This window comes from Novosphingobium sp. BL-S-32 (genome assembly GCF_056857055.1).
Genome location: NZ_CM166476.1, coordinates 1,524,394 through 1,548,826, shown reverse-complemented (window position 1 = coordinate 1,548,826; position 24,433 = coordinate 1,524,394). Strand labels below are relative to the sequence as shown.

Here is a 24,433-nt window from a genome sequence, read left to right as displayed (position 1 = left end):
AAGGTGTTTCAGGTTTTGGAGAGAGGTCAGTACTTGACCCGAGCCCCGAACATGATGGTGCGCCCGAAGTGGTTGTTCTCGTAGTTGCGCTCCGCATAGACGTCGGTGAAGCGGTAGCGATATTCGTCGGTCAGGTTGGAGCCGTCGATCGACAGTTCCAGCCAGTCCGTCGCCTGGTAGCGAACCGCGGCATCGACGCTGGTGTACGAACCGTAGCCCTCGAAGATATTGCCGGTGCCGCTGGTGGCATCGACGAAGGGCCCGCGATAGCTCACCGAGCCACGGATGCTGAACTTGCCGTCGTCATAGTACAGCGTGGCGTTCCAGGCCCGCTTCGATACGCCGAGCAGCGTCTGGTTGTAGACCGCCGAGACGCCGGTGAGCGCGCAGACGCCGGTCTTGGGGTTGCGGGTACAGGCCGAAGTGGCCGGGCCGGTGATCGTGTAGTCGGCATTGCTGTCGATGAAGGTGGCGTTGCCCTGGAAGCCGGTGTGGCTGAGAATGCCGGGCAGGAACGTGAACGGCAGTTGCAGCGCGATTTCCACGCCCTTCAGCGTCGCGCCGGTGCCGTTGACCTGCGAGGACACCACGTATTCCTGATTGGGATCGTAGTTGATGTAGGCCGGAGAGCTGGGCAGCAGCACTGACTTGTCGAGGCCGAGCTGCGGCAGCGTGGCAACATAAGTTCCGGCGACCGGGAAGCTTTCGATCTTCTTGACGAAGCCCGCCACCGAGAACAGCGCGCCGGGGGCGAAGTACCATTCGACCGAGGCGTCGAAGTTGGTCGCCCGATAGGGATCGAGGAACGGGTTGCCGTAAGTGACCTTGTAGTTGAAGCCGTCGACCGATCCGCCGGGATTGAGGTTGCTGAGTGCAGGGCGGGTGATGACCTTGGCGATGGCGCCGCGCACGATCACGTCATGCCGCGGATAGAACGCGATGTTCATTGCCGGCAGCCAGTCGTCGTACGTCCGCTCGACAGTGCCCGCGATGCCGGCGGTGTAGCCGGTCGACTTCTGGTCAGTGTGGGCATAGCGCATGCCCGCGTTGCCGGCGTAGCGCAGGCCGAAGATCTCGCCCTTCACGTCGAACTGGAGATAGCCGCCCGAAGTGGTTTCCTGCACGCGGCGGTTGCTGCCCAGATCCTCGACGGCGGTGCGGTCGTAAAGGTTGGTATAGTCGGCGGCGGCGGGGATGTTCCCGACCAGCCACGAACTGGTGGTGCCGCTGGGCTGTCCGGCATCGCCCAGCTTCACCAGCTGCGAGATGTCCGACGTCACTGGCAGGCCATAGACGCTGGAGGAACAGGTCGTCGTGCCCAGGATCAGGTCGGGGCCGTTGCCGTTGCAGGCCACGGTGTCGCGCGCGAAGAGTTGGGTGCGGAAGTTGTAGCGGCGCCAGACCGCGCCGGTCTTGACCGTGAAGCCGTCCGTCACGTCCCATTCGCTGCGCAGCTGCGCGGTCTTGAAGCGGTTCTTGACGTAGGAGGGACGGTCGCGGATTTCTGCGAGCTGGAAGGTCGCCGGATTGGTCACGTCGATGCCGTAGTTGAGTACCGGCGTCTTCATGTTCGAATAGTCGAAGTTGAAGCCGTCGGCGTTCTTGGCGTCGTAGGCGATCGTCGTCTCGACCGGGATATCGGCGTTCGACTGCGACAGGCCGCCCAGCGCGGTGATCCGGAACTTGTCGGTGATTTCCTGATCCCAGGTCGCGCCGATCTGGTAGAATTCGGTGCTCGACTTGCGCAGGTAGCTTTCGGTGCGGACATAGGCGTTGTCGTACGTGCCGCTGACCATGTTGCCGTTGTCGTCATAGGTCGGGTTGACGAGGTCGAAGCCGCGTTCGTTCGAGCGGGCGAGCACTTCCAGCCACTGTTCGGCGCGCTCTTCCTTGAACTTGGAATAGAGGCCGTCGAGCGAAATCTTGGTCTTGTCGGTCGGTTCGAACTGGATCGAGCCGGTCAAACCAAGGCGCTTGCGGTCATGCTCAACCACGCCGTAGCGCGGGATGCGGGCGTGGAACGCCAGCGAGGCGGCGTCGCACGCGGCCGAGGGACGATAGGAACCGCCGGTGCTGACCGGGTTTCCGCCAGTCGCGCCGGGGACCGAATAGAAGCAGGGCGTGCCGTCCACCGAGTTGTAATAGGCTTGCGCCCAGCGCACCGAATTGTTGCCGACTTCCAGCGTATTGGTATGCGAATAGGCGCCCGAAACGGCGATCCCCAGGGTGCCGGCATCGTTCTTCCACGACACCAGGCCGGCGATGCGCGGGCCGACGTTGTTGGACAGGTCGTTGTACGAACCCTGCACGTTGAGCACGGCGGAAAGGCCGGTCTTGCCCGCCATCGGGTTGCCGGTGTTGAGATCCACCACCGCGCCTAGCGAACCTTCGTCGAGGCTGGCTTCGGCGGTCTTGTGGACGACGATGCTGGTGAACAGCTCGGACGCGAAGACGTTGAAATCGAAGGCGCGGTCACGGTTGGCGGACGCGCCGTCCGAGCTGGTGGCGATCGTTTCCAGCCCGTTCACGCGGACGCGCGTGAACTGCGCGCCAAGGCCGCGCACCGTGATCGCGCGGCCTTCGCCGCCGTCGCGCTGGATCGAGATGCCGGGGATGCGCTGCAGCGATTCGGCAAGGTTCTGGTCGGGGAACTTGGCCATGTCTTCAGCGACGATGGCATCGACCGAGCTGACCGAATCGCGCTTCAGGTTGAGCGCGGCCTGAAGCGACTGCCGGTAGCCGGTGACGATGATGTCTTCGGCGTTCGGAGTGGCTTCGGCGGCCTGCGGCGCGGCATCCTGCGGTGCGGCGTCTTGCGCGAAGGCCAGCTGTGGCAGCGCCAGTGCGCTCCCGGCCACCAGTGCGATCTTCAGTAGCGAAATCCTCGAAGCATGAACCCTGGAATTGTTCAGGCGCATGATCACTCCCCCTCACGGCCTTTGCGGCCTTTTTCAACGCGGACTTCCCGGGTCCCCTGCGAGACCTTTTTCAGTCCTGGTGATACCGGTGTCAATGGGGATCGCACGAATAGCGCGCACCCTTTCTCCGGCATTCTGCTCCCTGCGTCACATGGACGCATTCCGGGGCGGCCGCCATGTCCTTCAGGACAGCATCCGGCCAGCACCCAGTTCTTTCTTGCCGGACTTGGTAACCGGTGTCATGAGTTATGAGCGCAGGGACCCCACCCTGTCAAGAACCAGTGCGAACGGGAGATGCACAGTGAACAATCCCCAGCAGTTCAGCGGTTTTCCGCGCGCATCCTTGTCGATTTTTCCCGCGCCTCGCGCTATTTTCGCGCGGGCCGGTAATCGGGTGAATGGCGGCGAGGGCAGACGAATCAACGCTGCCGGTCCCGTGCGGGAAAGGCCGGCCCGGTGATCGCGGGGCTGCTGCTGATGGCCGCTTCCGCCCCGCCGATGGCCGTGATCGACGAGCAGGACACCGTGCGCGAGGAGGCGCCGCCGCACGGGTCCATCGGCATGAGCACCGCCTATCGCATCTCCGATGCCGCACCGGCTCCGCGCGCGATGGAGTTCCGCCGCCGCGTGCTCCACAAGGGGGCGGCGATCGGCGAGCTTCCGATCGCGCACGACGAAGTCTACTACGTGCTCTCGGGCGAGGGCGAAGTGGTGTCCGACGGGAAACGCGCCATGCTCAGGGCGGGCATGACGGCCTATCTCTACAACGGCGCCGTCGTGGGGATCTGGCAAAAGGGCGATGCGCCGCTGTCGCTGATCGTGGCCTATCCCAATCCGGTAGAGTCCAACGGAAAGTAGATCGGTTTCACCCGCAATTCGGGCCCGCCAACCCGACAATCGAAAGACCCGTCATCCCCGCGAAGGCGGGGATCCCGCTTCTTGAACGGTGCGCATGGCCTCGACGTTGCGAAGAAAAGCGGGGCCCCCGCCTTCGCGGGGGCGACGAGGTGAGTGGGGAGACTGTGGCGGAAAGAACGGGCTTCAGGTGCCCGGCTGGACGTAAGGCGCCGTTGCCCACAATTCGCGCTGCCAGCCGCGCGGGTCGTTTTCCATGCGCACCGCGTCCCCGAACACCATCGTCGCGCGGGCGGGCAGGGCGTAGTTCGCCCAGTCCGCAATCCCCGGCCGTCCGGTCTTGGCGAGGCCGGTGAACGCCCCCATCATCGCCTTGCTCAGGGCCTGTGCGCCGGCGTCCGTGCCCGAAAAACTGCCCGCCGCGTCGAGCGTGCCGAAGATATAGGGAATATCGTCCGTATGCGCCGCGCCCCGCAGCGGATCGAGCGGGGAGGGGCGTTCAAGCTGATAGACCCACGTTGCCTGCGCGCCCGCTTTGGCGCGTTCGTCGGCCTCGATCACTTGCCCCGGCCATGAGCGCCCGGCAGTCGTGGCGGCGTAGAAGACCTGCTCCGGCGTCCAGCCCGGCTCGCGGGCGCGGTACTGGTCCACCACCCATTGCGGATCGAGGTCGATCTTGACCTCGCGGCCCATGCGCTCGGCCAGGTTAGTCCAGTCGAGGCCCTTGAGCCGGGACCCGCGCGGATCGAGGAAATTGCGGGTTTCCTCATGGGTGTTGCCAAGGATCATCGGCACCGAGAGCGATTGCGGCGCGGCGTCGGGCCAGAACGGATGGCGCGGCAGGTTGGTCATGTCGAGCACCGGGCCGAAGTAAGCGGGGCCACTGCCCATCACCGGATCGGTAGCAGCGAGGCCCTCGACCAGCCGTTCGATGGGCAGGGCGCGCAGGCCCTCGACATCGCCAGGCGCGAGCTTGAGCGCGGCCATCAGCGCCTGGGTGCGCGCCCATGCGTGCATCGGGCCGCTGGCCTGCACCTGCTGGCCGCTCATGGTGGCGGCGGAGTGGAACAGGCCCTTGGCGGCGGGCATGGCCATGAGCGTGGCGATCTTGGCGCCGCCGCCGGACTGGCCGAAGACCATGACCCGCGCCGGATCTCCGCCGAATTGGGCGATGTGATCGCGCACCCATTGCAGCGCGAGGATCAGGTCGAGCTGGCCAAGGTTGCCGCTGTCCGCATAGCGCGCGCCGAAGGATTTCAGCCATGCGTAGCCCAGCGCATTGAGGCGGTGGTTGACGGTGACGACCACCACGTCGCCCTGCGCCGCCAGCCGGGCGCCGTGGGTGAGGGGATCGGTGACCGAGCCGGTCGTGTAAGCGCCGCCGTGGAAATAGACCATGACCGCGCGTTTCGCGGCGGGGTTCGCTTCGGGCGTCCAGACGTTGAGGAAGAGGCAGTCTTCGGACTGTGCCTCGCTGTCGAGGCCGCGTTGCGGGCAGATCGGGGCGAACTTTCGCACTTCGGTGCGCGGGCCGGTCCAGGGCTCGGCCACCGGGCGGGCAAAGCGCTCGGCGCGGCCGTAGCGGATGCCCTTGAAGGCCTGCACGCCCTGTTCGGTGAGGCCGAGATAGCGGCCAACGGCCGGAGCGGCCGGGGATCGCGCGAAAAGCGGGGCAGGGGTGGCGGCGAGGACTGCGGCGGACTTTACGAGGGTTCGGCGGGTGATTGCGGTATCGATCATGCTGTTCCCCCTCGCCCGCCGCCGTCCCGGATGCCATCCGGGCGGTGTTTCAGCAGGTCGTTCTTATTTCAGAAAATCAGCGTCTTACGTCGCCTCCGGCGATCGAGAACGCTTCCAGTTCCGCCTTGCCGATCAGGCTCATATCGCCGTGCAGCGAATGCTTGAGCACGGTGTAGGCCAGCCCGGCGTGTGCCATGGCGGCAAGGTCGCCGCCTTCCAGCCACTGGTGCAGCACGCCCGCCGCGAAGGCATCGCCGGTGCCGATGCGATCGACAATGTCGGTCACGTCGGCCTCGGCAGTCTGCACCGCGTCATCGCGCCCGTCGACGCGGGCGGCGATGCGGTGGTGACCCGCATTGACCACGTGCCGCGCGGTCGAGGCGATCACTTGCAGGTTCGGGAACGCGGCGAAGGCGGCCTCGGCAGCCTCGCGGCGGCGGTCGGAGCCATCGCCGGAGAACGTCTTGCCCAGCAGCAGCGAGATGTCGCGGTGGTTGCCGATCATCACCGTGGCCGCGCCGACCAGTTCGTTCAGCACGGTGCAGGGATCGCTGTCCCAGCTTTCCCAGAGCAACGCGCGGTAATTGCCGTCGAAGCAGATCGGCACGCCCGCTGCCTGCGCCGCGCGGACCGCCACCTTGGCGAGTTCCACGCCGCCCGGCCCGAGCGCCGGCGTAATACCGGAAAGGTGCAGCAGCTTCGCGCCGTTCAGCGCGGCGGCCAGATCGAAGTCCTCCACCGAGGACTGCGCAAAGGCGCTGCCCGCGCGGTCGTAGGTGATGGCCGAAGGCCGCAGCCCGGCGCCGGTTTCGAGGAAATAGAGCCCCATGCGGCCCGGCCCGGTGGTAACGCCGGAAAGCCCGACACCCGCCGCGCCCAAGGCCGCACGGGCCTTGTCGCCCAGCGGGTTGGCGGGCAGGCGCGAGACCATGCGGACCTCGTGGCCCAGCGAGGCCAGCCCCGAGGCGACATTGGCTTCCGCCCCGCCGACGACCATGTCGAGCGAGTCGGACTGGACGACCAGCCGTGCGTCATGGGTAGCGAAACGGATCAACACTTCGCCGAAACAGGTAACGTGGCCAGTCATAGTCTAGAAATTCCTCAGCGCGCGAGCCACCCGCCGTCCACGGCGAGCACGTGGCCTGTTACATAATCAGACGCGGGTGAGGCAAGGAACACGGCAGCACCGGCGATATCCTTGGGATCGCCCCATCGGCCGGTCGGGATTCGCTCCAGAATCTGGCGGTTGCGCGTCTCGTCGCCTTGCAGGGCGGCGGTGTTGTTGGTGGAGATATACCCCGGCGCGATGGCGTTGACCTGCACGCCCTTGGGCGCGAGTTCGTTGGCCATGGCCTTGGTTACGCCACCTACGCCCGACTTTGCCGCCGCATAGCTCGGCACGCGGATGCCGCCCTGGAAGGTGAGCAGCGAGGCGATGTTGACGATCTTCCCGACACCACGCTCGACCATGCCCTTGGCGGCCGCCTGGCTGAGGAAGAACAGTGTCTTGAGGTTGGTGTCCATCACCGCGTCCCAGTCTTCCTCGGAGAACTGGAGCAAGTCGTCACGGCGGATGATCCCGGCATTGTTGACGAGGATGTCCACTTTGCCGAGGCCGGCCACTGCCTCGTCGATCACCCGCTGGACGGGCTCGATCGAGGAAAGATCGGCCTTGATGTTCACGCACTTGCGCCCGGTTGCCTCGATAAGCGCAACCGTTTCGGTGGGCTCGCTGCGGCCGGCGAGGGCGACGTCGGCGCCCGCTTCGGCAAGCGCCACGGCAATGGCCTGCCCGATCCCAGTGTTCGCGCCGGTCACCAGCGCGGCCTTGCCTGCGAGGCTGAAGGAAATCGCCATAAGTCTGTCCTGTCCCAATCTGGCCGACCAAAAAAGATCGGTCTTATGCGACCTTAACCCGGACGTTCGGTTCCCCAGCTTCGTCATTGCGAGCGCAGCGAAGCAATCCAGAGGCGGTTTACGCGGCTCTGGATTGCTTCGTCGCTACGCTCCTCGCAATGACGAACGGAGGCGGAAGGGATTAAGGGCGGTTGAAGCGGTCGCGTTCCTACTGAAGCTGGCAGATATCCAGCACGTTCATGTCCGTATAGTCGAGGTTTTCCCCGCCCATGGCCCAGATGAACGCGTACTTCTTGGTGCCCGAACCCATGTGGATCGACCACGGCGGGCTGATGACGGCCTCTTCGTTGGCGATCACGATGTGGCGCATCTGCTCGGGCTCGCCCATGTAGTGGAAGATGCGGTCGTTCTCTTCGGGCAGTTCGAAGTAGAGGTAGATCTCGCTGCGGCGGTCGTGGAGGTGCGGCGGCATGGTGTTCCACACCGAGCCTTCTTCCAGCACGGTGAGGCCGAGCAGCAGCTGCGCGCTCTCGCACACGCCGGGGATCACGAGCTGGTAGATCGTGCGCTGGTTCGAATTGGCAAGGTCGCCGCGCGCCAGCGGGTTGGCTTCGGCCAGCGTGATCAGCTTGATCGGGCAGGCCTTATGCGCCGGGACCGAGGCGATGTAGAACCGCGCGGTCTCACCCTCGAAGATCACCTCGTCCGAACCCATCGGCACGTAGAGGCATTCCTTGTTGCCCACTTCGAAGCGCTGGCCATCCACCGTGATGGCACCGGGGCCGCCGATGTTGGTGATGCCGGCTTCGCGGCGTTCGAGGAAGGGCTTGCCTTCCGCGCTCTTGGGAACGGTCTGTGCGGGCAGCTTGAGCGGGCCCTGCGAAGGCACCGCGCCGCCGATCACGAAGCGTTCGTTGTGCGAATAGTTGAGGTTGACCTTGCCGTCCTCGAACATGCCGGTGACGAGGTAGCGGTCGCGCAGTTCCTCGTTGGAGACGCACTCCATCATGTCCGGATGGGTGGCGTGGTAGGTCTTGCAGAACACGATGGCTCTCCCGTTTGGAATTCAGTTCCGTATAGAGGGACATTTCCCTCCTGTTTGGTCAAGACCTATCCGGTTTTGGTAACCGGTGTCAACGACAAGTGAAGACCATTTTGGCGTGGGTAAAATCCGGTTGACGCGGTTTTTGCCGGGAGCGGCTCAGGATGAGCCCGGCGCGGAGACCGAAGCGCGGCGCACGAGATCCGAAAGGAACAGCGACTGGCGTGTGAACGCGCCTTCCGGATCGATCAGCTTGTGTGCGGCGGCGGCGGCCATCGGCACGATCGGCCAGCGGACGGTGGTGAGCGGCGGCCAGATATGCGCGGCGATGGCGGTATCGTCGAAGCCGATGATCGAAAGCTGGGTCGGCACGTCGATCCCGCGTTCGCGCGCGGCGTGGAGCAGCCCGGCCGCCATCTCGTCGTTGCTGGAGAAGACGGCGGTGGGGCGGGGGGAGGCATCCAGCAGGCGCTGCCCGGCCTCGTATCCCGATTCGAACTTGTAGTCTCCGCGCACGGCGAGCGCCGCGTCGGGTGCGAGGCCTGCCTCGGCCAGCCCCTCGATAAAGCCCTGTTCGCGTTCGAAGGCCGATCGGAAACCCGCCGGACCCGCGATGAAACCGATGCGCCGATGGCCGAGTCCGGCGAGCCAGGCCACGGCCTCTCGCACGGCCTGCCGGTCGTTCGAGGCCACGAGGTGGGCATCGTCATCGAGCCGGGCCGAACCCATGCGCACCAGCGTACAGCCGAGGTCGCGGCAGACTTCCGCCAACCCGTCGTTCTCCGAAATCGGCGGCAGCAGCAGCACGCCATAGAGTCGCTGCTGTTCGATGAAGTGGCGAATATCCTCCATCAGCGTGGGCGAATGGCGGTCCACCGGGCGGACCACCAGCGCGAATTCGGTATCGCGGATGGTCTGGAGAATGCCCTCCTGCACGCCCAGCACCATCTGCGCGTTCGGGTTGTCGTGGATCAGGCCGATCAGGAAATTGCGGCGCAGGGCAAGGGCGCGGGCCTGCGGATTGGGCACGTAGCCCAGATCGGCAATGACCGCCTCCACCTTTTCCCGCGTGGTCTGGTTGAGCAGGGGGGACTTGTTGATGACCCGGCTGACGGTCTTTTTCGAAACGCCGGAGAGGCGCGCGACATCGTTGATCGTGGGCTTGGCGTCGCGCTTCATTCCATTCGGCATCCCAACCCGCGTTTCAGACTGTGGTCCAGACGCCAAGTCTGATCCCCGAATGGACCCTTGCTCGCTTGCTTCCGTGTTCTCAAGTGGCCTTTTCGCCATCTGCTTGCCTTCTGATTGACCGGGAGGCAAGATGACACCGGTTTCCAAAACAGGAAAGCCCGGATAGATCACCCTGCCGATGGCGCAGGGGATTCCTTCCGGCATCCGCATCCATCGTTGGTGAGGACAGGCCGGGTGAGGATCCGGAAACCCTATTTGGATTTGCGTATGACACCGGTTTCCTTTAGCCCGATTTTCCGATAGCGATGCGAGCAATTGGATATGGGGTCGGAAAACGATGGCTATGGCCGGAACGAAGGTGGAGGGATGAGTTTGACCGAGCAGGCGAAATCGATCGCAGAGGCATTTGTAACCGCGCGGCGCGAAAAGCGCGCGCTGGCGACCTATCCCGGCGAGGCGCCTTCCGATCTCGATGCGGCCTATGCGATCCAGGGCGCCGCGCTGGCGTTCGACGGGCGCGAGGTGGTCGGCTGGAAAGTCGGCAAGATCAACGCGCCGGACGATGCGCGCCTGGGCGCCGAGCGTCTGGCCGGGCCGATCTTCGCGGACAGCGTGGTTGAGGCATTCGCTGGCGAAGCGCCGGAAATGCCCGTCTTCGCAGACGGTTTCGCCGCTGCCGAGGCGGAGTTCCTGCTGCATGTCGCGCCCGGCTGGAACGGCGTGGTTCCGGCCGACGATGCGGGTACGCTTGCCGTGCTCGACGCGGTGCACATCGGCATCGAGATCGCCAGTTCGCCCTATCCCGGCATCAATGCCGATGGCCCGCCGGTGACGATCTCGGATTTCGGCAACAATGCCGGCATGGTCATCGGCCCGGTCCTCGAAGGTTGGGAAGATGCGGATTTCAATGCGATTTCCGTGCGGGTCGAGATCGATGGCGCCTTGATCGGCGAGGCGACTACCGCCACCATGCTCGACGGGCCGCTGGGTGCGGTGCGCTTCCTGCTCGCCAACCTTTCGGCGCGCGGGATCGATTGCAGCGGCGGCACCTGGGTTTCGACCGGAGCGGTTACCGGGGTTCATCCGGTCGTGCCGGGGCAGGGCGTTCTTGCGCATTTCGCCGGACAGGGAACGGTGGCCAGCACAATCGTCGCGGCGGTGCCGGCCTGAGCAGATAGCGATCGGCAGGCACGAAAAGAACGCCGCCGAAATGGGAGCAGGATCAATGGATGCAGGTATCGCAGGGCAGGCGGGGGGTGAGCATGCGCCGCCACCGGTGGGAGGCCACGCGGGCCTGAGGCCGGACCCGGTCGGCCTTCACCCCGGCGCGGGCCGCTATCGCTGGACGATCGTGGCGCTGCTCTTCGCGGCAACGGCGATCAATTATGTCGACCGCCAGATGATCGGCGTGCTCAAGCCGACGCTGGCGGCGGAGTTCCACTGGAGCGAATCCGATTTCGCCGGGATCGTCTTCTGGTTCCAACTTGCCTACGCCATCGGCTATCTCTCGTTCGGCAAAGTGGTCGACGTGGTGGGCGCGCGGCTGGGTTATACCATCGCCATCGTCATCTGGACGGTGAGCCACATGGCGCACGGCTTTGCCACCGGCATTGTCTCCTTCGCCGCCGCGCGCTTCGGCCTTGGCATCGGCGAATCGGGCAATTTCCCGGCGGGCATCCGCGCGGTGACCGACTGGTTCCCGCAGAAGGAACGCGCTTTCGCGATCGGCCTGTTCAATGCCGGCGCCAATGTCGGCGCGATCATCACGCCGCTGCTGGTGCCGCTGCTGGTGCTGTGGTTCGACTGGCGTGTGGCCTTCTTCGTCACCGGCATCTTCGGCATCGCCTGGCTCGGGGCCTGGTACCTTGTCTACCGCCACCCCAGCGAGCACGGCCGCGTTACCCCCGGCGAACTGGCATGGATCCAGCAGGATCCGGCCGACCCTGTCGAGAAGATCGGCTGGACCCGGCTGCTCACCGTCAAGGAAACCTGGGCCTATGCGCTCGGCAAGTTCCTGATCGACCCGATCTGGTGGTTCTTCCTGTTCTGGCTGCCGGGCTACCTGTTCGAGCGTTATCACCTCGATCTCAAGACTTTCGGCCTGCCGCTGGCGGGGATCTACCTGATTTCCGACCTTGGCAGCGTGGGCGGCGGCTGGCTGTCCTCCAAGCTGATCAAGGCGGGGCGCACGCCCAACTTCGCCCGCAAGGTGACGATGCTGATCTGCGCGATCTGCGTGCTGCCGATCTGGTTCGCGCAGTCGATCGACAGTGTCTGGACCGCCGTGCTCATCATCGGTCTTGCCACTGCCGCGCATCAGGCTTTCTCGGCCAATCTCTACACCCTGCCGTCGGACATGTTCCCGCGCGGCGCGGTGGGGTCGGTGGTCGGCATCGGCGGCACCGTGGGTGCGTTCGGCGGCATGGGCATGGCCCTGTTCGCGGGCTACATCCTCGATGCCACGCACAGCTACGAAGTGCTCTTCGCGATCTGCGCGAGCGCCTATCTGGCGGCGCTGCTGGTGGTGCATCTGCTGAGTCCGAAGCTGGCTCCGGCGCGGGTTTAAGAGGCAACCACGAAGAAGCGAGTGAAGGTCAGTCCTTCACTCGCTTCGCCGCCCATTCGAGATCGGCGATAAATTCGGCCTGCACTTCGGTCGGCCGCAGCGAGGCGCGAGTGGTCATGCCGATCAGGCGCGTGAAGTTCTCCGGCAGCCGCGCCAGTTCGCAGAGCCAGCCTGCTTCCAGTTCCACCGTCACCTGATCGGGTGAGAGCACGGTGAGGAAATCGCCGCCCATCATCACTTGCCGGATCATCATCACCGAACCCGATTCCACCGGGACCTTGGGATGCGGCAGCCCGTGCCCCTCGAAATAGCGCTCGAAGGAATCGCGCAGGGGCGTGCCCAGCGGCGGCAGCGTGAAGGGATAGCGGGCAAGGTCGGCGGGGGTGGGATCGGTGCCCTCCAGCGGATGGCCCTTGCGGCCGTAGACGGCGGGCCGGTCTTCGAACAGCGGGCTCTGGACCAGATCGGGCTCGATCAGCGGATCACGTAGCGCGCCCACCATCAGGTCCAGCACGCCGCCGCGCAGCGGCTCCACCAGTTCGGCGCGCGAGCCTTCGACGATGGTCAGCTTCACATGCGGACGGCGCGCGAGAAACCGCGCCACGGCGGCAGGCAGGACGCGCGCGCGGGAGAGCGGCATCGCGCCCACCGCGATGTGCCGCGTCTCCACCCCGCGCAGCGCGGCAACTTCGGACAGGCCTGCTTCCAGTTCCACTTTGGCAAGCCGGAACTCGCGCGCGAGTTGGGTTCCCGCCTCGGTGGTGATGACGAACTTGCCCCGGCGCACCACCAGCGGGCGGCGCAGGGCCAGCGACAAGTCATTGACCGCGCGGTGAATCGAGGGGAGCGACAGCCCGGTTTCCTGCCCGGCCCCGGCGTAAGAGCCGGTCTCCACCAGCGCCAGCAGCGCGCGCAGGCGCGACATGGTGACGTGCGGACTGTTCACATGATCGAGCGCGGCATCGATGCGCGGGGCCAGGATCTCTCCGGCGCGGGTGGGCACCATGCCGTCGTGGCGGCGCTCGAACAGCGGCAGGCCGATCTGCGACTCGAGCCGGGCCAACGCCTGTGTTATGGCCGGCTGACTCAGATTAACTGCCAGGGCAGCCGCATTGACCGTGCCCAATTCCGCGATTTTTGCGACAGCTCGCAAGTGTCGAAGGTTGAGACTCCAGATATCCATGGCATCGTTCTTAGCTAAATCCTATGACGTGTCCAAAGTTTCTCTTTCCCCTCGAACAGGGGCAGGGCCAAGACAGGATCGCCCGAACCGGCCCGCCAGATCGCGCTGGCCGAATCCAAAGATCGAAGGAGAGCAGGTCATGAGTGGCATCGTCGTCCAGAACATCGAACGTGCCGACCCCGCCGTGATCGACGGTCTCGCCCAGTGCGGCGTCGCCACCGTCCACGAAGCGCAGGGCCGCACCGGCCTGCTCGCCAGCTACATGCGCCCGATCTATCACGGCGCCCGCATTGCCGGCTCGGCGGTGACGATCAGCGCCCCTCCGGGCGACAACTGGATGGTCCATGTCGCCATCGAACAGCTCAAGGAAGGCGACATCCTGCTGCTCGCGCCGACTTCGCCTTGCGAGGACGGCTACTTCGGTGACCTGCTCGCCACCAGCGCGATCGCGCGTGGTTGCCGTGGTCTGGTGATCGATGCCGGCGTGCGCGACGTGCGCGATCTGACCGAGATGCAGTTCCCGGTCTGGTCCAAGGCGGTCTGCGCGCAAGGTACCGTCAAGAACACGGTAGGTTCCGTCAATGTGCCGGTCGTTTGCGCCAATGCCGCCGTGCGCCCGGGCGACGTGATCGTGGCCGACGATGACGGCGTGGTCGTGGTGCCGCGCGAAAAGGCTGCTGAAGTGCTGGCTGCGGCGCAGGCCCGCGAAGCCAACGAAGGCGAAAAGCGCGAGAAGCTGGCCGCCGGCGTGCTCGGCCTCGACATGTACAAGATGCGGGAGCGCCTGGAAAAGGAAGGCCTCAAGTATGTCTGAGCGGATCACCTCCTGGCACTCGGCACCTAGTAAACCGCTCTACGCGCCGCCCGCCGGCGCGGTGGATGCGCATTGCCATGTGTTCGGCCCGATGGCGCAGTTCCCGTTCAGCGCCAAGGCGAAGTATCTGCCCGAGGATGCCGGTCCGGACATGCTGTTCGCGCTGCGCGATCACCTGGGTTTCGCTCGCAACGTGATCGTGCAGGCCAGCTGCCACGGCACCGACAATGCCGCGACGCTGGACGCCATCGCCAAGTCGGACGGCAAGGCGCGCGGCGTGGCCGTGGTCGATCCGGCGATCTCGGACGCGGACCTCGCCAAGCTGCATGAAGGCGGCATTCGCGGCATCCGCTTCAACTTCCTGAAGCGCCTTGTCGACGATGCGCCGAAGGACAAGTTCCTCGAAGTCGCCAGCCGCCTGCCCGAAGGCTGGCACGTAGTGATCTATTTCGAGGCGGACATCCTTGAGGAAATGCGCCCGTTCATCGCCGCGATCCCCGTGCCGGTCGTGATCGACCACATGGGCCGCCCGGACGTGACGCAGGGGCCGGACGGCGTGGACATGAAGGCGTTTCGCGCACTGCTCGACAGCCGGGACGACATCTGGTTCAAGGCCACTTGCCCGGACCGTCTCGACCCGACGAACGACCCGTGGGACAAGTTCGCCGAAGCGGTGGCGCCGCTGGTGGCGGACTATCAGGACCGCGTGATCTGGGGCACCGACTGGCCGCACCCGAACATGCAGGACAATATCCCCGACGATGGCCACCTCGTGGACATGATCCCCCGCATCGCGCCCACGGCAGAGCTTCAGCAGAAGCTGCTGGTGACCAACCCGATGCGGCTGTACTGGCCCGAGGAACTGTGATTACCCGCCGTGCGGCGCGCCACAGGGGCGCCGCACGGCGGTTTCGATTTCGGAGGGAGAGAGGGCATGCGCTGGCGTGAAATGCGCGAGGAAGACGTGGCTGCCGTGGCCGAAGTGGCCGAAGAGGTCCACCTCGACTACCCGGAGAATCCGGCGGTCTTCGCTGCCTGCTTCCGGCTCTATCCCTCAGGCTGTCATGTGCTGGAAGACGAGCAGGACCGCGTTGCGGGCTATCTCATCTCGCACCCCGGGCGGCAGGATCGACCGCCAGTATTGAACCATCCGATGACGGCTCTTGCCGAGCCGTTCGATTGCTATTTCCTGCATGACCTTGCGCTCGGCGCCGCCACGCGCGGGCGGGGGCTTGCAGGCAGTGCGGTGCGGATCGTGCTCGATGAGGCGCGTGCACGCGGGCTGGATCGGGTGGTGCTGATCGCGGTGGGCGATGCCCATGGGTTCTGGGAAAAGCAGGGCTTCGGGCTGGTTGGCGATGGGCTGCTGGATCCGGCGAAGGGTTACGGCCCCGAGGCGCGGATGCTCGTTCGGCATATCTGAAGGCGGCAATTTGCCCGCCCCCTCCGCTTCGTCAAAACATACCGTCGCCCCCGCGAAGGCGGGGGCCCCGCTTCCTTTTCGCTTGGCCGCAAGAACAAGCGGGGTCCCCGCCTTCGCGGGGACGACGGGGTGTTATGGGTGAGGTTTAGTGATCCGGACGAAGCCTCAGCCTCGCTCAACCTGCGCGATCCAGTCGGCAAGGTTGTAGTGGTTCGAAACCCGCGCGATGCGCCCCAGTTCGACGTCGAAAAACGCCCCCACGCGCAAGGCATAGGACTGGCCCGAAGCCTCCGGCAGTCCCTCGTCAGTCTGGATATATTCCCCTGTAAGTCGAAACTCGGCCGAGGCATGCGAACCATCGGGCGTGGCCAGAACTACGGGCTCGTGAACATGCTCGCGATAGCAGCGGTTCATGTGCGCGAGGAACTCGGCGAAGGCCGCCTTGCCGCGGCGCGGCTGGCCCTGACTGGGTTCGTGGACGACGTTCTCCGCCAACAACGCCAGCATCGCCTCCGCATCGCGGCGATTGAAGGCATCGTAGTAGTTCGCGATCAGAGCGATGCTGTCGTGAGCGCTCATGCCTTCAGCCTCTCCGCATGCCAGCCCACATGGTCGGCCATGAAGCTGGAGATGAAGTAGTAGGAGTGGTCGTAACCCTCCTGCATCCGGATCGTCGCAGGTTGGCCGGCCTTGGCGCAAGCCTCTTCCAGCAGATGCGTCTTGAGCTGACCTTCGAGGAAGCCGTCGGCCGTGCCCTGATCCACCAGCAGGTCCGGCAGGCGCGCGCCGTCCTCGATCAGGGCGCAGGCGTCGTACTCGCGCCATGCTGCGCGGTCCGCGCCGATGTAGCCCGTCAGCGCCTTCTCGCCCCAGGGGCAGTTCAGCGGCGAGACGATCGGCGCAAAGGCGCTGACCGAGCGGAACCGACTAGGATCGCGCAACGCGATCGTCAGCGCGCCGTGGCCGCCCATCGAGTGGCCGGTAATGCCCTGCCGCGCCATGTCGGCGGGGAAGTGCTCGGCGATCACGGCGGGAAGCTCGGTCTCGATGTAGGCGCGCATGCGGAAGTTTGCGCTCCAGTGCTCCTCGGTCGCATCGACGTAGAAGCCGGCGCCCTTGCCGAAGTCATAGCCTTCGTCATCCGGCACATCGTCGCCGCGTGGGCTTGTATCCGGGGCGACGAAGATCACGCCATGCTCTGCACAGGCACGGCGGAACTCACCCTTTTCGGTGACGTTGGCGTGGGTGCAGGTCAGCCCCGAGAGATACCACAGCACCGGCAGCTTCGTGCCCGGTGCATGCTCGGGCACGAAAACCGAAAAGGTCATCGGCGTGCCGGTCTCGGCGGAGGCGTGGGTGTAGACACCCTGCACCCCGCCGAAAGCCCGGTTGGTGGAGACCGTCTCCATCAGTAGACGACGACCGAACGGATCGACTTGCCTTCATGCATCAGGTCGAACGCGGTGTTGATCTCTTCCAGACCCATGACGTGGGTGATCATCGGGTCGATCTCGATCTTGCCGGTCATGTACATGTCGACGATCTTCGGCACATCGGTACGGCCCTTCGCCCCGCCGAACGCGGTGCCGCGCCAGTTGCGGCCCGTCACGAGCTGGAACGGGCGGGTCTCGATGGTCTTGCCCGCTTCGGCCACGCCGATGATGATCGAGGTGCCCCAGCCGCGATGGCAGGCTTCCAGTGCGGTGCGCATCACTTCGGTATTGCCGGTGGCGTCGAAGGTGTAGTCCGCGCCGCCGTCGGTCATCAGCACGATCTTGGCGACTATGTCCTCGCGGCTCATGCCCTTGGTATTGAGGAAGTCGGTCATGCCGAAACGGCGGCCCCATTCCTCGCGGTCCGGGTTGATGTCCACGCCGATAATCTTGCCCGCACCGGCAAGGCGCGCGCCCTGGATCACGTTGAGGCCGATGCCGCCAAGGCCGAAGACCACCACGTTGTCACCCACTTGCACCTTGGCGGTGTTGATGACCGCGCCGACGCCGGTGGTGACACCGCAACCGATATAGCACGAGGACTGGAACGGCGCGTCTTCACGGATCTTGGCGACGGCGATCTCGGGCAGAACGGTGAAGTTCGAGAAGGTCGAGCAGCCCATGTAGTGGTAGATCGGCTGGCCCTTGTAGGAAAAGCGCGTGGTGCCGTCCGGCATCAGGCCCTTGCCCTGCGTGGCGCGGATCGCGGTGCAGAGATTGGTCTTGCCCGAAAGGCACGACTTACACTGGCGGCATTCCGGGGTGTAGAGCGGGATCACGTGGTCGCCCGGCACCACCGAGGTGACGCCCGCGCCCACTTCGCGCACAATGCCGGCGCCTTCGTGGCCAAGCACGGAGGGGAAGATGCCTTCGCTGTCGAAACCGTCCAGCGTGTAGGCATCGGTATGGCAGATGCCGGTGGCCATGATCTCGACCAGAACTTCGCCCGCCTTGGGGCCTTCAAGATCGAGTTCGACGATTTCGAGCGGCTTCTTCGCCTCGAAGGCGACGGCGGCGCGGGTCTTCATGGGGTATGCTCCTTGAACTGCTGGCGCGCTTTGTAGGACCGGCGAGTTCTGTGATAAAGCGCCCGTTCTGAAAAGTATTATCACCATATAGGGAAAATGATGCTCGGCCAGTGGGACGGGATCGAGGAGTTCGTGATGGTGGCGCGCCACGGCAGCTTCACGCTGGCGGCGGAGGCCTATGGCGCCAGCGTCACGCATATGAGCCGGGCGCTGGCGCGGCTGGAGGCGCGGTTGCAGGCGCAACTGATGCTGCGCACGACGCGGACCCTGCGGCTGACGGAAACGGGCCAGATCTTCCTCGAAACCTGCCGCCGCCTGATCGAGGAGCGGGACGAGGCAATCGCCGCCATCACCTCCCAGGGCGAGCCGCGCGGGCATTTGCGCGTCACCTGCTCTTATGCGCTGGGTGAGAAGTTCGTGGCGCCGTTGGTGCGTGAACTGTCGCAGGCCTATCCGGCGATCTCGGTGACGCTGGACCTCGACAACGCGCTCGTGGACCTGATCGCGGAGGGGTACGACTTGGCCATCCGTACCGGGCATCTCGACGATTCCCGGCTAGTGGCGACACGCGTGGCCAGCCGCGCGCTGGTGACGCTGGCCTCGCCCGCCTACCTCGATGCGCATGGACGGCCGCAGGATCTGGCGGACCTCAGGCATCACGAATGTCTCGTCGGCTCGGCGGCGCAGTGGCATTTCACCGGCGGGACGACCTTCCGCCCGCAAGGCCGCTGGCGCTGCAACAGCGGCAATGCCCTGCTGGAAGCGGCGCTGGCGGGCATGGGGCTGTGCCAGTTGCCCGCCTTCTACCTTGGCGATCATGTCGCGGCGGGACGGCTGGAGCCAGTCTTGGCGGAACTGGCGCCGGAGGAGGAGCCGATCTGGGCGGTCTATCCGCAGCGGCGGCATCTCTCGCCCAAAGTCGGCGCGCTGGTGGCGCATTTGCGGGCAAACCTCCCCGCGCGGCTAGCGGAGGCGAGCGCTTAGGACTCGCTGCCGGTCAGCACACCAGTTCCATCAGCATGCGCGGGGCATGGATGATCAGTTCGCGGTCGTCGCGGCTGATGATCCCGCGCCGGATCAGCGCGGCGATCGCGCGTGAGGCAGTTTCGCGCGTGGTATTGGCCGAAAGCGCCAGCATTGTCACTTTGGGTGCCGGGGCAATGCGGTCGGCACCGGCGGCCAGCGAGAGCAGTTCGGCATAGACGCGGCCAGCCGCCGAATAGGTCGTGCGCGCCATCATCCGGTCAAGCGCGCGGTCCAGCTGGCGGGCGAGCAGGCGGGCCATGCCCGCGCCGATCTGCGCATCTTCCGCCACGAGTTCGGCGATGCGTACGGCCTCTGCCCGCAGCAGGTTGGTTTCCATCAGCGAGGCGATTTCCGCCCGGTGGACAGTCGGCATGGGATAGGCGCCGAAGAATTCGCCGGGGCCATACTGGGCAAGCTGCTGGCGCTGGCCTTCCAGCCCGAAAGCCTCGATTCGCACGCCGCCGTCGATCACCAGCCAGCAATGGTGCGATTCCTCGCCCTGACGGGCCAAAATATCCCTTGTGGCAAGTCGATGGGGCATCATCACGCGGGCGAGTTTCTCGGCCGAGAGGCGGTCGCACCGAAAGATCGTGCGGATAATCTCGATTTTCTCGTCGGAATCCAAAAACCAGCCCCTTCGTCGCACCCCTTGCGACTGAACCCACCCGATCGCGCTTAACCGATTTTAGCCATGGGGCGGAAGTCGTGATTCCCTGCGGAGCGTGATTTCGGTCACACGGTGTGGATTTTGCCTCAGGTAGGAAGAGGGTGCGACCCGAAGGCGGCTCTGAAAAGAGCAGCCACATTCCTTGGCCCGGAAGCCCAGTGCTTCCGGGCCTTTTTTCTTGCCTGCGTCAGTTTGGGGCGGAAATGGGCGGTTCGGCCGGGGATCGCCTGCGCCGTTTGCTGGCGATACTCGGCCGTCACAAACGTATTCGTGCGCAATAGCCGATCCCGCTATCGCCTCCCAACTTATCAAGATTGACGGGAGCTTCGGCCGGCCGATCGTGTCCCGAGAGGTGGTGAAGTTTTTCTGGGCCGCCTTGCTTTGCGGTATCGGCCTGAGCCGATTACTGCCGACAGCATAACAATGGGATTGTCGCTGAGCGGGGGCATCGTTTCAGGCGTCATGTAACGCGCGCAGGACGGCCAATTCGTCGGACTGTTCCACAATGATGGCTCCGACGAAGCGGGTGATGGCGGTTTCGTTCGGAAAGGTGCCGACGACCTCAATCCGCCGTTTGATCTCGCCATAGAGGCGCTCGATGGGGTTGGTCGAGTGCAACTTGGCGCGGTGTTCTGACGCCGTTCGAGATCATGATGTCGAAAGTCTGGTCGATGGCGCTGGTGGTGCTGTTGGCCTCGGCGTTGTCGGTGAATCTGGTGGTGCGGGCGCTGATGCAGGTGCCGATCGCGGGATCGCTGCCGCTGTTCTTCGCCGGCGCCGGGCTGGTGCTGTTTTCGACCACCTCGATGGGCATTTTCCTCGCCACCATCGCGTGCAACATGCCGCAGTTCGGCTTGTTGATGATCCTGGTGCTGCTGCCGCTCCAGATGCTGTCGGGCGGGAGTACGCCGCGCGAATCGATGCCGGAGCTGGTGCAGAACGTGATGCTGCTCGCGCCGACTACGCATTTCGTCGAACTGGGGCAGGCTATCCTGTTCCGGGGCGCGGGGTTCGACGTGGTCTGGCCGCAGTTCGCGGCCACCATCGGCATTGGCGCGGCGTTCTTCGCGATTGCGCTGGCCCGCTTCCGCTCGACCATCAGCGCGATGGCGTGAATGGCGATTCCGGGCGGCTGTTAGCGCCCATCGAGCAGTGCCCGGGAAATAAAATCTGCAAACTTTTCTTACTGCGACTGCCTCGCATCTGTCGCAAATTACTAATTTGCCTAAATAATAAGTACGCTCAGAAATTATCTGTCGGCGCGAGGCCCGTCGCCGTCCGCTTTTTATCGCATTTTTCCACCCCGGCGCCACGGACCAATCTAATACCTATAGGGTTGTATGCCGATACCTAAATGATATCAATCGCTGAACGTTTTGTAATTTGAATAATGAAATAAGAATGTTAGGGGCGCGCCGAACGAAGCGGATTGGTTGGACAAATATTAAGCGCGAGGGGTCGCTGCGAGATGATATTCGATACTTATCACTGCCCATGGGAGACAGCTGCAAACGATATGCAGGAGTGTGTATCTTTGTTAGATTACATGGACAATTATGAAGTCGGTTTCGCTAGCAGGGGTCAGGAAACTCTTTTCTTCAGAGTATTACAGCTCGCAGTCGAATTATTAGAAGCGTCAAAGCCTGAACAACTTGCGGCAGCCCGCGTCGATCTGACGCGGTTGTGCTGCCGCCGGTATCACTAAAGACCATTCCCGATCAGGCACGGAGGCGCAGGCCGCTCTTCCGGTTCCCGGAACAGGAACAGGCCTTCGCGCGCCAGAAGATCGCGGATCCGGGACGGCAGGCCTCCCGGAAATTCCGCGTTCCCTTTACGTTACATCCCACACGATCGGCAGGTTGCGGATCGAGAGCAGGCCGGGGAATACCGTGGTGTCTGCGCCCGGCTTCACCCGGAATTCGGGTATGCGCGCAAACCATTCTTCCAGCAGCAGCCGCAGTTCCCGCCGGGCAAGGTGGGCGCCAAGGCAGATGTGCACGCCCCCGACGAATGTGAAGTGGCGGTTTGCCTTGCGTTCGGGGTCGAACTCGCGCGGGTTTTCGAAGCGCGTGGGATCGAAGTTGCCGGAGGGATTGAGGCAGGAGAACGAATCCCCCTGTTTCACCTGAATCCCGTGCCACTCGAAGTCCTTCGTTGCCGAGCGCGCGGAAGAGAGGATCGGCTGGGTGCGGAGGAATTCCTCGACCGCAGAGTTGATCACTTCCGGATTCTCACGGATGCGCCGCTGCAATTCGGGCTGGAGCGCCATGCGGCGGAACATCTGCGCGATGGTGGCGGCCACGGTATCGAGCCCGCCGAGCCAGAGGAACCAGACCATGCCGATCTTCTCGTCATCGGTCAGCCCGCGGCCCTCGATCCGGCCATGGACGATGGACGAGACGAGGTGCTCGTCCGGATTGGCTTCCTTCTCGGCGATGAAGCTGCGCAGGAATTCGAGCACGCCGCGCAGCGCCGCCTGCATCTTTTCGAGGCTGCCGGAGTGGAGGATGTCCCACTCCCAATCGAGGAACTGGTCGAACTTCTCGTCCGGGAAGCCCATCAGGCCCATGAAGATGCGCACCGGATAGACCCGCGCGAAGTCCCACGCCATATCCACTTCGCCCTTGTCGGCGACGGCATCGATCATCTCGGTCACGATCTTGCGGATGGACGGCTCCAGCTCGCGGGTGATCCGCGCGGGGCTGAAGTAGGGCATCAGGTAGAGCCGGTACTTCTGGTGGTCCGGCGGATCGATGGCGAGCGGGATGGACTTGAACGTCTCTCCGATCAGGCGCTGGAATTCGGCGGTTCCGGCGTTCGAGAAGTGCTCGTTGTCCGAATAGACGCGCTCGATATCCTCGTAATGCGTGACCACCCAGTTGCCGCGCCGGTTGCCGCTGATGGCGCCGAGGCCGTGCATCGAGGGCGGGTTGAACAGCAGACGCGGAATCTCCGGCCCGGAAAGCCAGCCGCAGGGTTCGTAAGGGTCGACAAGATCGTTGGGCAGGGTGCCCATCGCGAAGCCGAGATCGACGATCCGGTCCTTCGGCACGTTGTCGGGGGCATCGAATTCGACACGGATATCGTCGAGCGTCTGCATTTGTGGCATGATGGTCTCTCCCGAGGTCATGGATGCCCGGGCATCCTTCCGGCGGCAAGGCGCGGCAAGGCAGCCGTGCAGTCCCCGACCGGCACCAAGGCCATTCATCGTCTCGGCGTTAGGCTCATCGATTGATTGCAGCCCCATGGGTTGCGACATGAGTCCTCAATACGTTTTTGGGAGATACGGCCATGGCCGACGCAGACACCAAGGAAATGAAGGACTCGGCACGCAAGTACTGGTCCTCCGAAGGCTACACCAGGGGCGGGGTGATCCGCGAGGTGGACTACGCCACCCAGTCGGGCGGGCTCGACCCGTCGCTGGAAGGCATCAAGATCGTCGATACCGACACCCACCTCAGCGAACCGCCGACGCTGTTCACCGACCGCGCGCCGATCGGCCTGAAGAGCAAGATGCCTTTCGTGAAGCGCGATGCCGATGGCGTCGACCGGTGGTATATTGGGGACCGCAACTGCGGTTCGCTGGGCGGCAACGTGATCCGCAAGGACAACAACAAGCTGCTCGGCCGCCTCGCTTTCCCGACGCTGGAAGAAGCGCATCCGGGCGGTCACGAGATTGCCCCGCGTCTTCAGGCGATGGACGACATGGGCGTCTATGCGCAGATCTGCTTCCAGAACTCGGGCGTCACCCAGGCGGGCATGCTGATGACGCTGGGCGATGACGATCTGGCCGTCACCATCATGAAGACGTTCAACGATTTCAACGCTGACTACCAGCGCGAATCGGGTGAACGTCTGTTTCCGATGGCGCACCTGCCGTTCTGGAACAAGGCGGAGATGGAGAAGGAAGCCCGCCGCTGCATCGACATGGGCCTGCGCGGCTTCGTGCTGCCCGACACCCCCGAACGCGTCGGCGTGCCCAGCTTCAACCATGAATACTGGACGCCGTTCCTGGAGATGATCGACGCCGAAGGCATCTCGCTCAACTTCCACCTCAACGCCGCGATCGACCCGAACACGCTGACCTGGGAAGGTTTCCAGTTCGAGCAGACGCTGTCGGTGGTCGCCACGATGTTCTCGATCGGCAACGCGGCAACGCTGGGCAACTGGATGGTCTCGGGCCGTCTGGACCGCCACCCGAACCTCAAGATCGGCCTGATCGAAAGCGGCATGGGCTGGGTGCCTTTCGCGGTGGAAGCGCTGGAACACCAGTTCCAGGAAATGCTGCCCAGCAAGCGCAACGTGCTGAAGAAGCAGCCCTGGGACTACTTCCGCGATCACTTCATGTGCACCTTCTGGTTCGAGAAGATCGCACCCAAGCTGCTGCTGGAAACCATCGGCGTGGGCAACGTGATGTTCGAAACCGATTTCCCGCACCCCACCTCGCTCTATCCGGGCGTGCAGGCGCACATCAAGGACGTACTGGGCGGTTACGACTTCGCCACCAAGAAGAAGGTTCTGCAGGACAACGCGGTGCGGTTCTACAAGCTGCCGTTCTGATTTATCGGGCTTGTTCTCAAGGAGAGGGCCGGAAGCGGGCAACCGCTTCCGGCCTTTTCGTTTGTGCGCG

At 64.5% G+C, this 24,433-nt stretch carries 21 protein-coding genes and 1 pseudogene; 9 read left to right on the top strand and 13 right to left on the bottom strand.

Features of this window, described 5'->3' with window-relative positions; all coding sequences use genetic code 11:
- Window positions 1-26: 26 nt before the first annotated feature.
- A complete protein-coding gene (locus AC1VVK_RS07095) occupies window positions 27-2,918 on the bottom strand; it encodes a TonB-dependent receptor (protein ID WP_482904921.1) in 2,892 nt (963 codons plus the stop codon).
- Window positions 2,919-3,395: 477 nt separating this feature from the next.
- On the opposite strand from AC1VVK_RS07095, the gene AC1VVK_RS07090 reads away from it, so the two are divergent.
- Window positions 3,396-3,776: a cupin domain-containing protein gene (locus AC1VVK_RS07090; protein WP_482905131.1), complete on the top strand. Its 381-nt coding sequence runs from the start codon at window positions 3,396-3,398 to the stop codon at window positions 3,774-3,776.
- 183 nt (window positions 3,777-3,959) lie between these two features.
- On the opposite strand, the gene AC1VVK_RS07085 is transcribed toward AC1VVK_RS07090, so the two are convergent.
- The 5 genes from AC1VVK_RS07085 to AC1VVK_RS07065 all read right to left on the bottom strand — a co-directional run bounded on the left by AC1VVK_RS07085 (window position 3,960) and on the right by AC1VVK_RS07065 (window position 9,591).
- The gene (locus tag AC1VVK_RS07085) at window positions 3,960-5,513 is read right to left on the bottom strand and encodes a carboxylesterase/lipase family protein (RefSeq protein ID WP_482904920.1); all 1,554 of its coding nucleotides are present in this window, start codon (window positions 5,511-5,513) and stop codon (window positions 3,960-3,962) included.
- A gap of 76 nt (window positions 5,514-5,589) precedes the next feature.
- Window positions 5,590-6,600: a sugar kinase gene (locus tag AC1VVK_RS07080; protein WP_482904919.1), complete on the bottom strand. Its 1,011-nt coding sequence runs from the start codon at window positions 6,598-6,600 to the stop codon at window positions 5,590-5,592.
- Window positions 6,601-6,614: 14 nt separating this feature from the next.
- The gene (gene kduD / locus AC1VVK_RS07075) at window positions 6,615-7,370 is read right to left on the bottom strand and encodes a 2-dehydro-3-deoxy-D-gluconate 5-dehydrogenase KduD (RefSeq protein WP_482904918.1); all 756 of its coding nucleotides are present in this window, start codon (window positions 7,368-7,370) and stop codon (window positions 6,615-6,617) included.
- Between the two features lie 208 nt (window positions 7,371-7,578).
- Window positions 7,579-8,415, bottom strand: coding sequence for a 5-dehydro-4-deoxy-D-glucuronate isomerase (gene kduI / locus AC1VVK_RS07070; RefSeq protein WP_132387332.1), 837 nt, complete (start codon window positions 8,413-8,415; stop codon window positions 7,579-7,581).
- A 156-nt stretch (window positions 8,416-8,571) separates the two neighbouring features.
- Window positions 8,572-9,591: a LacI family DNA-binding transcriptional regulator gene (locus AC1VVK_RS07065; protein ID WP_482904917.1), complete on the bottom strand. Its 1,020-nt coding sequence runs from the start codon at window positions 9,589-9,591 to the stop codon at window positions 8,572-8,574.
- 378 nt (window positions 9,592-9,969) lie between these two features.
- On the opposite strand from AC1VVK_RS07065, the gene AC1VVK_RS07060 reads away from it, so the two are divergent.
- Window positions 9,970-10,773, top strand: coding sequence for a 2-keto-4-pentenoate hydratase (locus tag AC1VVK_RS07060; protein WP_482904916.1), 804 nt, complete (start codon window positions 9,970-9,972; stop codon window positions 10,771-10,773).
- A 55-nt stretch (window positions 10,774-10,828) separates the two neighbouring features.
- On the top strand, window positions 10,829-12,169 hold the full coding sequence (locus tag AC1VVK_RS07055; RefSeq protein WP_482904915.1) for an MFS transporter: 1,341 nt from the start codon (window positions 10,829-10,831) through the stop codon (window positions 12,167-12,169).
- 28 nt (window positions 12,170-12,197) lie between these two features.
- Here AC1VVK_RS07055 and AC1VVK_RS07050 read toward each other — a convergent pair whose 3' ends face one another.
- Complete coding sequence (locus tag AC1VVK_RS07050) at window positions 12,198-13,352, bottom strand: LysR substrate-binding domain-containing protein (RefSeq protein WP_482904914.1); 1,155 nt, start codon at window positions 13,350-13,352, stop codon at window positions 12,198-12,200.
- A gap of 139 nt (window positions 13,353-13,491) precedes the next feature.
- Here AC1VVK_RS07050 and ligK point away from each other — a divergent pair, with 139 nt between their 5' ends.
- From ligK to AC1VVK_RS07035, 3 genes are all read left to right on the top strand, one after another.
- The gene (gene ligK, locus AC1VVK_RS07045) at window positions 13,492-14,166 is read left to right on the top strand and encodes a 4-carboxy-4-hydroxy-2-oxoadipate aldolase/oxaloacetate decarboxylase (RefSeq protein WP_132387321.1); all 675 of its coding nucleotides are present in this window, start codon (window positions 13,492-13,494) and stop codon (window positions 14,164-14,166) included.
- Window positions 14,159-15,034 (top strand): amidohydrolase family protein, encoded by an 876-nt coding sequence (locus AC1VVK_RS07040; RefSeq protein WP_482904913.1) that lies wholly within the window; start codon window positions 14,159-14,161, stop codon window positions 15,032-15,034. The genes ligK and AC1VVK_RS07040 overlap by 8 nt, the downstream gene beginning before the upstream one ends.
- A gap of 66 nt (window positions 15,035-15,100) precedes the next feature.
- Window positions 15,101-15,589, top strand: coding sequence for a GNAT family N-acetyltransferase (locus AC1VVK_RS07035; protein WP_482904912.1), 489 nt, complete (start codon window positions 15,101-15,103; stop codon window positions 15,587-15,589).
- 165 nt (window positions 15,590-15,754) lie between these two features.
- Here the strand turns inward: AC1VVK_RS07035 and AC1VVK_RS07030 are convergent, their stop codons facing one another.
- Genes AC1VVK_RS07030 through AC1VVK_RS07020 form a run of 3 tightly spaced genes read right to left on the bottom strand, consistent with a single transcriptional unit; the run spans window position 15,755 to window position 18,110 of the window.
- Window positions 15,755-16,168: a ketosteroid isomerase-related protein gene (locus tag AC1VVK_RS07030; protein WP_482904911.1), complete on the bottom strand. Its 414-nt coding sequence runs from the start codon at window positions 16,166-16,168 to the stop codon at window positions 15,755-15,757.
- Window positions 16,165-16,998: an S-formylglutathione hydrolase gene (gene fghA, locus AC1VVK_RS07025; RefSeq protein ID WP_482904910.1), complete on the bottom strand. Its 834-nt coding sequence runs from the start codon at window positions 16,996-16,998 to the stop codon at window positions 16,165-16,167. Before fghA ends, AC1VVK_RS07030 begins: the two co-directional genes overlap by 4 nt.
- Complete coding sequence (locus AC1VVK_RS07020) at window positions 16,998-18,110, bottom strand: S-(hydroxymethyl)glutathione dehydrogenase/class III alcohol dehydrogenase (RefSeq protein WP_482904909.1); 1,113 nt, start codon at window positions 18,108-18,110, stop codon at window positions 16,998-17,000. Before AC1VVK_RS07020 ends, fghA begins: the two co-directional genes overlap by 1 nt.
- 96 nt (window positions 18,111-18,206) lie before the next feature.
- On the opposite strand from AC1VVK_RS07020, the gene AC1VVK_RS07015 reads away from it, so the two are divergent.
- The gene (locus tag AC1VVK_RS07015; protein WP_482904908.1) at window positions 18,207-19,094 is read left to right on the top strand and encodes a LysR substrate-binding domain-containing protein; all 888 of its coding nucleotides are present in this window, start codon (window positions 18,207-18,209) and stop codon (window positions 19,092-19,094) included.
- A gap of 13 nt (window positions 19,095-19,107) precedes the next feature.
- Here AC1VVK_RS07015 and AC1VVK_RS07010 read toward each other — a convergent pair whose 3' ends face one another.
- A complete protein-coding gene (locus tag AC1VVK_RS07010) occupies window positions 19,108-19,761 on the bottom strand; it encodes a Crp/Fnr family transcriptional regulator (protein WP_482904907.1) in 654 nt (217 codons plus the stop codon).
- A gap of 455 nt (window positions 19,762-20,216) precedes the next feature.
- A pseudogene (locus tag AC1VVK_RS07005) lies at window positions 20,217-20,433 on the bottom strand (transposase); the annotation flags it as partial.
- 20 nt (window positions 20,434-20,453) lie between these two features.
- Between AC1VVK_RS07005 and AC1VVK_RS07000 the strand changes: the two are divergent.
- Window positions 20,454-20,918, top strand: a complete 465-nt coding sequence (locus AC1VVK_RS07000; protein ID WP_482904906.1) for an ABC transporter permease — start codon at window positions 20,454-20,456, stop codon at window positions 20,916-20,918.
- Window positions 20,919-21,634: 716 nt separating this feature from the next.
- On the opposite strand, the gene AC1VVK_RS06995 is transcribed toward AC1VVK_RS07000, so the two are convergent.
- Window positions 21,635-22,912: a cytochrome P450 gene (locus tag AC1VVK_RS06995; protein ID WP_482904905.1), complete on the bottom strand. Its 1,278-nt coding sequence runs from the start codon at window positions 22,910-22,912 to the stop codon at window positions 21,635-21,637.
- Between the two features lie 182 nt (window positions 22,913-23,094).
- Between AC1VVK_RS06995 and AC1VVK_RS06990 the strand changes: the two genes are divergently transcribed.
- The gene (locus AC1VVK_RS06990; protein WP_132387297.1) at window positions 23,095-24,363 is read left to right on the top strand and encodes an amidohydrolase family protein; all 1,269 of its coding nucleotides are present in this window, start codon (window positions 23,095-23,097) and stop codon (window positions 24,361-24,363) included.
- Window positions 24,364-24,433 lie beyond the last annotated feature (70 nt).